At 66.5% G+C, this 11,947-nt stretch carries 11 protein-coding genes; 2 read left to right on the forward strand and 9 right to left on the reverse strand.

The window, feature by feature from the left end:
- The first annotated feature begins 9 nt into the window (after positions 1-9).
- A complete protein-coding gene (locus tag ACVK00_RS28000; RefSeq protein ID WP_354122912.1) occupies positions 10-924 on the forward strand; it encodes a uracil-DNA glycosylase in 915 nt (304 codons plus the stop codon).
- A gap of 106 nt (positions 925-1,030) precedes the next feature.
- On the opposite strand, the gene ACVK00_RS28005 is transcribed toward ACVK00_RS28000, so the two are convergent.
- The 4 genes from ACVK00_RS28005 to ACVK00_RS28020 all read right to left on the reverse strand — a co-directional run bounded on the left by ACVK00_RS28005 (position 1,031) and on the right by ACVK00_RS28020 (position 5,687).
- Positions 1,031-1,627, reverse strand: a complete 597-nt coding sequence (locus tag ACVK00_RS28005; protein ID WP_228906708.1) for an FMN-dependent NADH-azoreductase — start codon at positions 1,625-1,627, stop codon at positions 1,031-1,033.
- Between the two features lie 147 nt (positions 1,628-1,774).
- The gene (locus tag ACVK00_RS28010) at positions 1,775-3,574 is read right to left on the reverse strand and encodes a M61 family metallopeptidase (protein ID WP_354122911.1); all 1,800 of its coding nucleotides are present in this window, start codon (positions 3,572-3,574) and stop codon (positions 1,775-1,777) included.
- A 115-nt stretch (positions 3,575-3,689) separates the two neighbouring features.
- Positions 3,690-4,418, reverse strand: a complete 729-nt coding sequence (locus ACVK00_RS28015; RefSeq protein WP_228906706.1) for a DsbC family protein — start codon at positions 4,416-4,418, stop codon at positions 3,690-3,692.
- Between the two features lie 90 nt (positions 4,419-4,508).
- Positions 4,509-5,687: a UbiH/UbiF family hydroxylase gene (locus ACVK00_RS28020; RefSeq protein WP_284888511.1), complete on the reverse strand. Its 1,179-nt coding sequence runs from the start codon at positions 5,685-5,687 to the stop codon at positions 4,509-4,511.
- Between the two features lie 248 nt (positions 5,688-5,935).
- Here ACVK00_RS28020 and ychF point away from each other — a divergent pair, with 248 nt between their 5' ends.
- Positions 5,936-7,030 carry a redox-regulated ATPase YchF gene (gene ychF, locus ACVK00_RS28025; RefSeq protein WP_284888510.1) on the forward strand — a complete coding sequence of 365 codons (1,095 nt, stop codon included), beginning with the start codon at positions 5,936-5,938 and terminating at the stop codon, positions 7,028-7,030.
- A gap of 72 nt (positions 7,031-7,102) precedes the next feature.
- Here the strand turns inward: ychF and ACVK00_RS28030 are convergent, their stop codons facing one another.
- From ACVK00_RS28030 to ACVK00_RS28050, 5 genes are all read right to left on the reverse strand, one after another.
- On the reverse strand, positions 7,103-7,531 hold the full coding sequence (locus ACVK00_RS28030; RefSeq protein WP_354122910.1) for a lysozyme inhibitor LprI family protein: 429 nt from the start codon (positions 7,529-7,531) through the stop codon (positions 7,103-7,105).
- Between the two features lie 8 nt (positions 7,532-7,539).
- The gene (locus tag ACVK00_RS28035) at positions 7,540-8,040 is read right to left on the reverse strand and encodes a glycoside hydrolase family protein (RefSeq protein ID WP_284888508.1); all 501 of its coding nucleotides are present in this window, start codon (positions 8,038-8,040) and stop codon (positions 7,540-7,542) included.
- 307 nt (positions 8,041-8,347) lie between these two features.
- Positions 8,348-9,739, reverse strand: coding sequence for a GABA permease (gene gabP / locus ACVK00_RS28040; RefSeq protein WP_284888507.1), 1,392 nt, complete (start codon positions 9,737-9,739; stop codon positions 8,348-8,350).
- Positions 9,740-10,205: 466 nt separating this feature from the next.
- Complete coding sequence (locus tag ACVK00_RS28045; protein ID WP_228906694.1) at positions 10,206-10,550, reverse strand: MmcQ/YjbR family DNA-binding protein; 345 nt, start codon at positions 10,548-10,550, stop codon at positions 10,206-10,208.
- A 104-nt stretch (positions 10,551-10,654) separates the two neighbouring features.
- Complete coding sequence (locus ACVK00_RS28050; RefSeq protein WP_228906687.1) at positions 10,655-11,917, reverse strand: MFS transporter; 1,263 nt, start codon at positions 11,915-11,917, stop codon at positions 10,655-10,657.
- Positions 11,918-11,947: the final 30 nt, after the last annotated feature.

Below are 11,947 nucleotides of genomic sequence, written 5' to 3' on the forward strand. Positions count from 1 at the left end.
GCATCACGCATGGCAACCCGCAAGACTCTCCGCACGCCGCAGCAGGCGTCGCTGTTCGACGATCCCGTGCCGGAAACGGCGCAGGACGATGTTTCCGCCTCGGCGCCTGCGCCGGCCGCTGCCGGGCGCAAACCCGCAAAGAACGCCGCAGCGGCCGCCCCGATTTCCGCCGCGCCGCAGCCCGCGCGCCCCGTTGTCGCGAACGTCCCACACCTCGCCGCACAGTTCGACGCGCTGCCGGCCGTCTGGCGCGACGTGTTGAAACCGTTCACCGACAGCGACGCGTATGCGCCGCTGTGCCGCTTCGTCGACGACGAGCGCGCGGCCGGCAAGACGGTCTACCCGACCGATGTGTTCCGCGCGCTGCGCCTGACGAGCCCGGACGACGTGAAAATCGTGATCCTCGGCCAGGACCCCTACCACGGCGACGATCGCGGCACACCGCAGGCGCACGGCCTGGCGTTCTCGGTGCCGCCGGCCGTCCGCACGCCGCCGTCGCTGCGCAACATCTTCAAGGAAATCGCCGCGAATTTCGGCCACGACACGCCGCGTCACGGCTGCCTCGACACCTGGGCGCGCCAGGGCGTGCTGTTGCTCAACACCGTGCTGACGGTCGAGCGCGGCGCGGCTGCGAGCCACGCGAAGCGCGGCTGGGAGCAATGCACGGACACGCTGATCCGCGAACTGGCCAATCGCCATCGCGGGCTCGTGTTCATGCTGTGGGGCGCGCACGCGCAGGCGAAGCGCGCGCTGTTCGATGCGAGCGCCCACTGTGTGCTCGAGGCGCCGCATCCGTCACCGCTGTCCGCACACCGCGGCTTCCTCGGTTGCCGCCACTTCGCGCTCGCGAACGACTATCTCGTCGAAGCGGGCCGCGAGCCGGTCGACTGGCGCCTGCCTGAGGTGGCCGAAACGCTCGCGTAATCGCGTTCCGCTTTTACCCGCACCACGCAAGAACGCCGCGCCCTTTCGGGACGCGGCGTTCTTTCATCCGGCGACGCAACGCGGGTGCGATGCACCCGCGCCGGCCTTACGCGGCAGCGATCGCTTCGCGTGCGCTGGCGAGCGCCGCGCTCTGCGAATCCGGCCCGAGGTTCAGGCCTTCCGCGTGGATGAAGTTCACGTCGGTCAAGCCGATGAAGCCGAGGAACGTGCGCAGGAACGGCGTCTGGCTGTCGTTCGGCGTACCGGCGTACTTGCCGCCGCGCGCCGTCACCACGTAAACCTTCTTGCCCTTGATCAGCCCTTCCGGACCGTTCTCGGTGTAGCGGAACGTGACGCCTGCGCGGGCGATCCAGTCGAAATACGTCTTCAGTTGCGACGAGACGCCAAAGTTGTACATCGGCGCACCGATCACGATGATGTCGGCGGCTTGCAGTTCGGCGATCAGCGCATCGCTCTTCGCGACGATCGCATTCTGTTCCGCGCTGCGCTGGTCGGCCGGCGTGAAAAATGCGCCGAGTACCGATTCGTCAAGGTGCGGCAGACCGTTGGCCAGCAGGTCGCGAACCACGACCTTCGCACCGGCGTTCGATTGTTGCAGCTTTGCCGTCAGTTCGTTGGCCAGCAGTGTGGATTGCGCACCTTGCGAGCGCGCCGCGGAATTGATTTGCAGAATGGTCGTCATGTCAGGCTCCAGTTGGGCTGCGCTTCGGTAGCGCGAGTGACGCCATTGTGCGTGGCCGCATCGTCGCGAAAAAGCGGCTTAGGGGCGACGGATTGTTGCAGCAGCAGAACAATCCGTGGTCGCGCCCCTAAATCCGTTCGCGCATGATCAGCCCTTCAGCCAGATGTCCCGGGACTTGCGCACGGCGGCCAGTTTCACGGCCGCCGTGAGCCGGTAGCGCATGACTTCAGGCCCGTCCAGCTTCAGTTTCGCGGTCCGCAGTTCGTCGCGGCGGAATGCGTGCACCTCGACCTTGTCGCCCGGCCGGTAGCGCGCGAGCAGCGTGTCGAGATTCGTGCCGGTGACGCGCAGCCCGTCGAGCGCGATCAGCGTGTCACCGGCCGACAGCCCCGCGCGATGCGCGCCACCGCCCTCGTACACCGCCGCCAGCGTGCAGTCCGCCCCGCCGCGCAGGCGCGCGCCGATCGTCGGTTTCGCGGCCGCGCCAAGCGCGACCTCGGGCGCGAGCGTTACGCCGAACGGCGCGAGCAGTTCGGCGAGCGGCAGGTCGCGCGTGCCGTGCACGGCGTCGGCGAACAGTCGGCCGAGTGCCACGCCCGTCGCTTCCTCGATCAGCGCCTCGACCTCGTTTTCCTCGACGCCTGCCTGCTTGCCGCGATAGAACTCGCGGCCGTAGCGCTGCCACAGCAGACGCATCACGTCGTCCAGCGACTTGCGGTCGCGCGTCTGCGCGCGGATCGCGAGATCGAACGCGAGCGCGACGAGCGAACCCTTCGTGTAATAGCTGACGATCGCGTTGGTCGCGTTCTCGTCCTGGCGGTAATACTTGATCCACGCGTCGAACGAGCTGTCCGCGACGCTTTGCTTCAGGCGCCCCGTGCCGCGCAGCACGCCGCCGACGGTACGGCCGAGCGCCGCGAAATACTCGTCCTGCGACATGAGCCCGCTGCGCACGAGCATCAGGTCGTCGTAATACGACGTGAAGCCCTCGAACAGCCACAGCAGCGACGTGTAATTCTCCCGCGCGAGGTCGTACGGCACGAACGCGGCCGGCTTGATGCGCTTCACGTTCCACGTGTGGAAATACTCGTGGCTGCACAGGCCGAGATACGTGCGATAGCCTTCCGTCGTTTCCGGCCGGCCCTTCACCGGCAGGTCGGTGCGGTTGCAGATCAGCGCGGTCGACGCACGGTGCTCGAGGCCGCCGTAGCCGTCGCTGACCGCGAGCGTCATGAACACGTAGCGGTCCATCGGCGCCTTCTTCGATTTCGGCTCGAACAGCGCGATCTGCGCTTCGCACACGCGCTTCAAGTCGGCGCGCAGCCGTTCCATGTCGAGCTGCGTCACGCGCCCGGCGATCACGATGTCGTGCGGCACGCCGTGCGCGTCGAACGTCGCCAGCGCGAATTCGCCGATCGTCACCGGATGGTCGGTGAGTTCGTCATAGTTCGAGGCCCGATATGCGCCGAACCCGTAGCGCTTGGTGCCGCGCGCCTCGGGCAGCGACGTACCGACGCGCCACGTGCGGAACGCCGCGCCCGCCGGTTTCGCGATGTCGACTTCGCACGGAGCATCCTCGCGACCGGCGACGCTCAGGAACACGGCCGTCGCGTTGAAGAAGCCGCCCGATTCGTCGAGATACGCAGAGCGGACCGACAGATCCCACGCGTACACGTCGTAACGCAGCGTCAGGGTGCCGTTCACCGGCGCGGCCTGCCACGTGTTCTTGTCGGTTTTTGCGATCCGCACCTTGCGGCCCGCGTCGTTGAACGCGGCGAGCGTCACGATGTTGCGCGCGAACTCGCGCACGAGGTAGCTGCCGGGAATCCATACCGGCAGCGAGAAGCGCTGGCCTTCGGGATCGGGATCGGTGACCGTCACCGACACTTCGAACAGGTGCGCGGCAAGATCTTTCGGGGCAATCGAATAACGGATCGGCTGGGTCATCGTGGCAATCGGTCGAAAATCGGACGGAATATGGCGGCGGAAACGAAGAGAGGCGCCGGCAGATATCGCGGGCGCCCCTCGCTGGCCGGGCCATGCGGCCCGGCGTGTCGGTCGGTTACTTGTTCGACGCGAGCGCCTGATTCAACTGATCGGCCGATACCGCGCCCGGCAGGCGACGGCCGTCGGGCAGGAAGATCGTCGGCGTGCCCGTGACGTTCATCCCGCGGCCCAGCGCGAGGTTCTTGTCGAGCGCGCTCGTATCGCAGTTGCCGGCGCCGGACGGCGCGCGATGGTCGAGCATCCAGCCCTCCCAGCTTTTCGCACGGTCGGTCGCGCACCAGATCGCCTTCGACTTCGTGGTCGAATCGGGCGACAGCACCGGGTACAGGAACGTGTAGACGGTCACGTTGTCGACCGACTGAAGCGTCGTCTCGAGCCGCTTGCAGTACGGGCAGTTCGGATCGGAGAACACCGCGATCTTGCGTGCGCCGTTGCCCTTGACGACCTTGATCGCGTTCGCGAGCGGCAGGCTCGCGAAGTCGATCTTGTTCAGGTCGGACAGGCGCGCGTCGGTCAGGTTCTTGTGCGTCTTGGTGTCGACGAGATCGCCGAGCAACACGTAGTCGCCGGCTGCATCGCTATAGATGATCTGCGTGCCGAGGTTCACTTCGTACAGGCCCGCGACCGGCGATTTCGACACGCTCTTGATCGGCGCGTCGCTGCCGAGACGCGCTTGCAGCGTGGCTTTCAACTTGTCGGTGGTTTGGTCGGCCTGCGCGGTGCAGCCGAGCGTCGCCATCGTGACGGCCAGCGCCAGCGATGCGATGCGGATCGTTTTTTTCATCCTGTTGTTCCTTCAGCTCAATCGGAGTGCACGTCACAGTGTACGCCGTAACGGAACCCTGTCCGACAGGCCGGGCGCGCGAAGGTTCGATCAGCCGAGCGCGGCCGACACGAGCCAGCGCTTCACGAGCGGTTGCGCGCCGATAAACGCCATGCCCGCGTTGCGCACCGCCTTCGCGAACGAGCCGGGCACCGCGAACAGCCGCTGCAGCCCGTCGGTCGCGACCATCAGCGCGCGGATGTCCTCACGGCGCGAACGCTCGTAGCGGCGCAGCAGCACCGTGTCGCCGAGGTTGCGGAAACGCTCCTTGTTCGCGATCGCATCCGCGAGCGCCGCGACGTCGCGCAACCCGAGATTCATCCCTTGCCCCGCGAGCGGGTGGATCAGGTGTGCGGCATCGCCGACGAGCGCGACGCGCGGGGCGATCAGCTTGTCGACGGTCTGCAGCGCGAGCGGGAAACCGGCGGCCGGCGTCACGCATTCGAGCGTGCCGAGCTGCCCGTGCGACACGCGCTCGACTTCGGCCGCGAGCTGCGCGGGATCGAGCGCGAGCAGTTCGTCCGCGTGCGCGGTGTGCGCGGACCACACGAGCGACACATGCCCGTCCGGCAGCGGCAGCAGCGCGACGATCTCGCCGTCGCGGAACCATTGGGTGGCGGTCTCGCGGTGCGGGAGCGACGCCTTGAAGTTCGCGACAACGCCGGTCTGCCGGTAATCGCGCCGCTCGATCCTTGCCCCCATTTGGGAGCGCACCCAGGAATGCGCGCCGTCCGCGCCGACCACGAGGTCCGCTTCGAGCACTTGCCCCGACGACAGCGTGAGCACGGCCGCGTCGTCGCGCACATCGAAGCCTTGCGCGCGCGCATCAAACCACGTGAGGTTCGGCTGGAACCGCAGCGCGGCGTCGAGCGACGTCTCGATCAGCGACGATTCGGCGATCCAGGCAAGTTGCGGAACGGACGCCTGATAGGCGGAGAAATGCAGTTCCGCATGCGCATCACCGTACACACGCATGTCGTAGACCGGCGCGAGCCGGCCGTGGTCGAGCGCCTGCCAGACCCGCAGCCGCTCCAGCAACGCCTGCGAGCTGGACGACAGCGCGTAGATGCGCGTGTCGAACGCGAGATCGGCGGGGCGCGGCGCAGCCGGCTGGGCGAGCAAGGCAGTCTTGTAGCCGGACTGGGTCAGCGCGAGCGCGGCGGTCTTGCCGACGAGCCCGCCGCCGACCACGGCGACGTCGAAGGTGTGGTGGGCAGTCATGGCGGGCATTATAGCCGCGGGGCCAATCCCTTACGCCGCCGGACTTTGCGGGAAATCAGCAGAATCGCGGGCTGGCCCGGCAGCGCGGCGGCCCGTCGCATCGGGCGTTCGGGGGAAGGCCGGAAACCGGGGCGTCGGCACGGTACAATAGCGGCTTCGAACATCGGCCCGCCGCACTCCAGGCGCCGGCCGTCCCTATTTTTCCCGCGCCGCCGCGCTTTGTCCGGCCGCGCCGCCTCACCGGTCCGAAGGATTCCATGAGCCTCAAATGCGGCATCGTCGGCTTGCCCAACGTCGGCAAGTCCACCCTGTTCAATGCGCTGACCAAGGCCGGCATCGCCGCCGAGAACTACCCGTTCTGCACGATCGAGCCGAACGTCGGCATCGTCGAAGTGCCCGACGCGCGCCTGAAGGCGCTGTCCGAAATCGTGAAGCCCGAGCGCGTCGTGCCGGCCGTCGTCGAATTCGTCGACATCGCCGGCCTCGTCGCGGGCGCGAGCAAGGGTGAAGGCCTCGGCAACCAGTTCCTCGCGAACATCCGCGAAACCGATGCGATCACGCACGTCGTGCGCTGCTTCGAGGACGACAACGTCATCCACGTCGCCGGCAAGGTCAGCCCGATCGACGACATCGAAGTGATCAACACCGAGCTCGCGCTCGCCGACCTCAGCACCGTCGAGAAGGCGCTCACGCGCTACTCGAAGGCCGCGAAGTCGGGCAACGACAAGGAAGCGGTGAAGCTCGCCGCGGTGCTCGAGAAGGTGCGCGCGCACCTCGACCAGGGCAAGGCCGTGCGCGGCCTCGACCTGTCGGAAGACGAGCAGGCGCTGCTCAAGCCGTTCTGCCTGATCACCGCGAAGCCGGCGATGTACGTCGCGAACGTGAAGGACGACGGCTTCGAGAACAACCCGCACCTCGAAGTGGTGCGCAAGTACGCGGAAAGCGAGAATTCGCCGGTAGTCGCGGTGTGCGCGGCGATCGAGGCGGAAATCGCCGATCTCGACGATGCGGACAAGGAAGCGTTCCTCGCCGACATGGGCATGGAAGAGCCGGGCCTCGACCGCGTGATTCGCGCGGGCTTCAAGCTGCTCGGCCTGCAGACCTACTTCACCGCGGGCGTGAAGGAAGTGCGCGCGTGGACGATCCACGTCGGCGACACGGCGCCCCAAGCGGCCGGCGTGATCCACACCGACTTCGAGCGCGGCTTCATTCGCGCGCAGACGATCGCCTTCGACGACTTCGTCTCGTACAAGGGCGAACAGGGTGCGAAGGAAGCCGGCAAGATGCGCGCGGAAGGGAAGGAATATGTCGTGCACGACGGGGATGTGATGAACTTCCTGTTCAACGTCTGATACATCGACAAACACCGCTTCTCGCAGTGTCACGGCACCCCGGAAAGGCCCGCAGAAGTAGCGGGCCTTTTTTCATTCCGGATTGGTTCGTGAAGGTTTGCGGGAGGCGCTCGCGGACAATCTTTTCGTCATTTCCTTCGTCGCCTCCGTTGCACAGATCGCCCGTGCTGCAGGACGCATTGACCCGTCACCCCATGCGTTACGCGTCGATTTTTCGCATGATGCGTCGCGCGCCCTCTTCCACTTCGCAATCTGCGCGTCGAGCGCCTTCTTGCGCCGCGGTTGCTCGCCCGCCTGTTTATCAACGACGCGCTGCAATTCCCGCTCGGCGACGAGTTGATCGCGCCATGCGCAGAAATTCATGCTCGTCTGATTCGAATCGCAGTCGCTGAGCAACGCGTTGACCTCGCTTGCCGGCAAACCACTGCGCGCTGCTATCTCGTCGGCTGGCGTCGGACCGGCAAATGCATTCGTCGACAGAAGCACGAAAAAACCGATCATGGCCCGTCTCACTGTGCCCTCTGTTGTGGCTGAAACGGCGCCGATTCGAGCCGACGCCGATTGACAAGGCCGTTCGAACGGACGGGTGCCAGGCGACGCCCGTTCTCGTCTCGCGGATGAATCCAGACGAGCTGACTCATGTGTGACACCACGCCAGCATCATCGCTCTGATTCGCCGAACGCAGCGCGGCCAGCGCGCCTGTATTACCGGCATTGTATGTATAGCTGACGAGTTCATCGCATTGCACCTGCGTCAATTGCCGAGTTGAAACATGTCGTCGCACGGCGGCCTCCGCCCGTCTGACACGGGCTGCAAGTTGCGCATTCACCTGCGTCGTCGTAACCGGCCTGCGCAATTCTTCCGGAGTGCAGGGCCCGGTATGAGCAAGCGTCCCGACACCATAAGTGCAGTTGTTCGCCTGATCGTTGTAGTAAGCCATCACCGCGCTTTCCCGCCGACGCAGCTCGGCCCAGCCCGTTTCACTCAATCGCATGCTCTCATTCGCCATCTGTCACCCTCCCGGCATGACCGCTAATCGCGAGTCGACTTCATCATTCACTTCGGTTGTCGAAGCGAACAATGTATGAAGTTGCCGTTGTCGATGAAATCAGACGAGTTCGATTTTTGTGAGTCCAGATGTCGATGGCGCGCCATGTTGCGGAACGCCCTGCATCGCCAGGGGCAAGCGCATCTGCTTACTCGTGAAAGACAAATGGCCCGAGCGGCACATGCCGATCGGGCCATTTTCACGACGGTAATTCCCGCGCCGGCAGGCAGCAAACGCTCAGTGCAGCCGCCGCTCCGTCACGTCGTCATTACATCGCCGACACCCGCCGCCCCGCCCCTGCCCGCGCATCGCGACCGCGCTTGTTCAGCCACGCGGCAAACAGCACGATCAGCGCGAGCACGGCCGTCGCACCCACTTCCATCCGGTGTTCCTCGCTGACGAACATCACGGTCAGCGTGCCGCAAATGAACAGGATCACCGCCCACGTGAGCCACGGGAACAGCCACATCCGCAGCGTCAGGTCGGCGCCGCCCGATTCGAGCGTCTTGCGCATCCGCAGCTGCGAGATCGCGATCACGAGATACACGAGCAGCGCGATCGCACCCGACGTCGCCAGCAGGAAGCCGAACACCTGTTCCGGCATCAGGTAGTTGGCGATCACGGTCAGGAAACCGAACGCCGTCGATGCGAGCACGGCTGCACGCGGCGTGCCGGTCGAATCGGTGCGGTGCAGGAACGCGGGCGCGTCCTTGCGCCTGGACAGCGAGAACAGCATCCGCGACGCGGTGTACAGCGCGGAATTCAGGCAGCTCGCGACCGACACGAGCACGATCACGTCGATGATCGCCTTCGCGTTCGGAACGCCGATCAGCTCCATCGCACGCTGATACGAGCCGTGCGTCGGCAGCAGCGGATCGTTCCACGGCACGATGGCCGCGACGACGAGGATCGAGCCGAGATAGAACAGCGTGATGCGCCAGATCACCGAGTTCGTCGCACGCACGATCTGGCGTTGCGGGTTATCCGATTCGGCGGCCGCGATCGTCACGATCTCGGTGCCGAGGAACGAGAACATCGTCGTCAGCATCGCCGCGAGCACCGCACTGGCGCCGTGCGGCATGAAGCCGTCATGCGCAAACAGGTTCGACACGCCCGACACGGCCGGGGCAGGAATGATGCCGACGATCGCCGCACCGCCGATGCACAGGAACACGACGATCGCGACGACCTTGATCAGCGCGAACCAGAATTCGAATTCGCCGTAGTTCTTGACCGATAAGAGGTTGGTGATCGTCAGCAGCAGCGTGATGCCGAGCGCGAAGATCCAGGTCGCGACGCCAGGGAACCACGCATTGAGAATGGTCGCGGCGGCTGTCGCCTCGATCGGGATCACGAGCACCCAGAACCACCAGTACAGCCAGCCGATGGTGAAGCCTGCCCAGTGGCCGATCGCGCGATCGGCATAGGTCGAGAACGAACCGCTGTCCGGATGCGCGACGGCCATCTCGCCGAGCATGCGCATCACCAGCACGACCAGCACGCCCGCGATCGCATACGCGAGGATCGAAGCCGGACCGGCCTCGGCGATGGCGTGGCCGGAGCCGACGAACAAGCCCGCGCCGATGACGCCGGCAATCGACATCATCGTCACGTGACGCTGCTTCAGGCCCGTGCCGAGGCCTGTGTTGCTTCCACTCATATGTCTCTCTCCAAAAAACGATTCCGGTACGACCGGGGGTCTCGTGAAGGCGGCGTGGGGAGTTGTCGTTGTTGAACCCGGCAGCCCGCCGCGCGTGCGCGGCATGCGGGCAGGAAGCCGGATCGAGCCTGGTTCGGTCGGTGCGCGACGCAGTCTGCGAAGCTGCGGGTGCGATGCGGCACGCGAGGATGCCGGCGCATCGCGTGCGCCCTTTCCGTCGGCTGTCGGTCAGCCGCCTTCGAAGCGAACGAGTGTAAGCATCAAACGGTTCTTCACTAAGAACCAATTGAAGAATTTCGATGGAACCACTTGTTGTATCGATGTGAATCGATGCAACGCTTGGTCCGGTTCGGCGTCCGCTTTGCGCGTCGCCGGAGCGGGCAACCGAAGGCGGTGCTGCCCCCCGGCATCGCGGCCCCGTTCCGTCGAAGAGGTTCGTTCGCCGCGCGGGCGCCGCGCCGGATGCTCAGTTCGCGCCGCGTGGCTCTTCGTCCCGCCATTTGGCCGGCACGATCGCCTGCCATTCTCGCAGAAGCAGATTTTTCACGGCGTCGGGATGCGCGGCCGACAGGCGCACCAGCACGATGGGCCAGCCCGCGTAGTGGTCGGTCACGTAATACACGTCGGGCTCCGATTCGATCAGCCACGCGCGCTCGTCGGGGCCGACGCCCTTCACGACGAGCGTGTCGCCGTCCTCGCGCAGGCGCGCGAGCATCTTGCCCTTCACCTTGAGTGCGGGCGTGCCGTACGACGTGCCCTCCTCGACACCGCGCCATGCCAGCGCGATCCGTCGAACTTCGTCGAATGTCACGATGCGCCTCCGTCCGTCGATGATCGACGCCCCGCACACCGTAGCGGAAATCGTGGATGACGCCTAGCCGCGAGGCGTCAGGCCGCGTGGCCGGCGACGCGTGCCTAGCGGCCGGCCGCGCGCGCCGCCAGCGGCGCGCGGCCGGTGGTGGCGACGATCGCGAACGCGATCGCATTGGCGGCCGCGCTGCCCAGGATCGGCACGAGATAACCGCCGCCCGCGTCATAGATGAAACCGGCCGCGGCGGGCCCGATCAGCGTGCCGAACGCAACGCTCGTGTACAGCACGCCTATGATCGCGCTCACGTTGCGGCCGCCGAAGTAGTCCATCACGACGGCGGGCAGCACGGCGACCCAGCCGCCGTAGAACACGCCGAACACGAGTGCGAACGCGGCGAGCGTCGCGACGCTCCCGGCACCGGCCCAAGCCACGAGTGCGACGGCCATGCCCGCGAACATCGCGAGCAGCGACGCGCGGCGGCCGAAGCGATCGGCGAGGCCGCCGAGGAAGAACCGCCCTGCCGTGCTGCCGACGCCGATCGCGCCGAGCAGCAGCACGGCCGTCGACGGCGCGACGCCATGATCGAGCGCGTACGGCACGAGGTGCACGAACGGCACGAAGACGCCGAACGAGCACACGAGACACGCCGCGTAGAGGCTCGCGAACGGCCGCGACGCGACGGCCTCGCGCACGGTCGCACCGGCCGGAACCGATGACGTGGCACCGGGCAGCGCATCGCCCGCTTGCGTACGCGCCACATCGCCGTCGGGCAGCAAGCCGCGCCCGCGCGGGTCGTTCTCGATCAGCAGCGACATCCCCGCGCCCACCACCACCGCGATCGCCGCCAACGTGACATACGCGCCTCGCCAGCCGACGTGCGCGATCAGCGCGGACGCGAGCGGCGGCATCACCAGCGTGCCGACCCCGATCCCTGCGACCGCGAGCCCCGACGCGAAGCCGCGCCGCCGCACGAACCAGCGTTGCACGGCACCGACGGCCGGCACATACGCGCAACCGACGCCGAAGCCGACACCGAGCCCATACGCGACATAGACCTGCAGCAGCGTATGCGCGGCGCCGGCTGCAGCCAGACCGGCGGCCGTCAGCAACATGCCGGCGACGGCGAGCCGTCGGGAGCCGAAGCGATCGGCAAGCGGGCCGCTGACGATGCCGAAGCCGAAATACAGGAAGCCGGCCAGCGAGAACACGAGCGAGATCTGCCCGCGCGACGCGGCGAAATCCCGCTGCAGCGATTCGACGAACGCGCTGAACGTGTACGCACTGCCGAAGCCGACGAACGTGACGGCGAACGCGGCCGCCACCACATACCAGCCGTAGAAGACGCGCGATGCGCGCGGGCCGCTCATGACGATGCTCCTCCCAGGTTCCGCCGGACG

It is taken from the genome of Burkholderia sp. PvR073 (genome assembly GCF_054055695.1).

Excerpts from the sequence above, each read along its gene's own strand:
- ACVK00_RS28000 (WP_354122912.1), top strand. The coding sequence starts at position 10 with ATGGCAACCCGCAAGACTCTCCGCACGCCGCAGCAGGCGTCGCTGTTC.
- ACVK00_RS28035 (WP_284888508.1), bottom strand. The coding sequence starts at position 8,040 with ATGGCGAATGAGAGCATGCGATTGAGTGAAACGGGCTGGGCCGAGCTG.
- ACVK00_RS28020 (WP_284888511.1), bottom strand. The coding sequence starts at position 5,687 with ATGCCCGCCATGACTGCCCACCACACCTTCGACGTCGCCGTGGTCGGC.
- ACVK00_RS28050 (WP_228906687.1), bottom strand. The coding sequence starts at position 11,917 with ATGAGCGGCCCGCGCGCATCGCGCGTCTTCTACGGCTGGTATGTGGTG.
- ACVK00_RS28030 (WP_354122910.1), bottom strand. The coding sequence starts at position 7,531 with ATGATCGGTTTTTTCGTGCTTCTGTCGACGAATGCATTTGCCGGTCCG.
- ACVK00_RS28010 (WP_354122911.1), bottom strand. The coding sequence starts at position 3,574 with ATGACCCAGCCGATCCGTTATTCGATTGCCCCGAAAGATCTTGCCGCG.
- ychF (WP_284888510.1), top strand. The coding sequence starts at position 5,936 with ATGAGCCTCAAATGCGGCATCGTCGGCTTGCCCAACGTCGGCAAGTCC.
- gabP (WP_284888507.1), bottom strand. The coding sequence starts at position 9,739 with ATGAGTGGAAGCAACACAGGCCTCGGCACGGGCCTGAAGCAGCGTCAC.
- ACVK00_RS28005 (WP_228906708.1), bottom strand. The coding sequence starts at position 1,627 with ATGACGACCATTCTGCAAATCAATTCCGCGGCGCGCTCGCAAGGTGCG.
- ACVK00_RS28015 (WP_228906706.1), bottom strand. The coding sequence starts at position 4,418 with ATGAAAAAAACGATCCGCATCGCATCGCTGGCGCTGGCCGTCACGATG.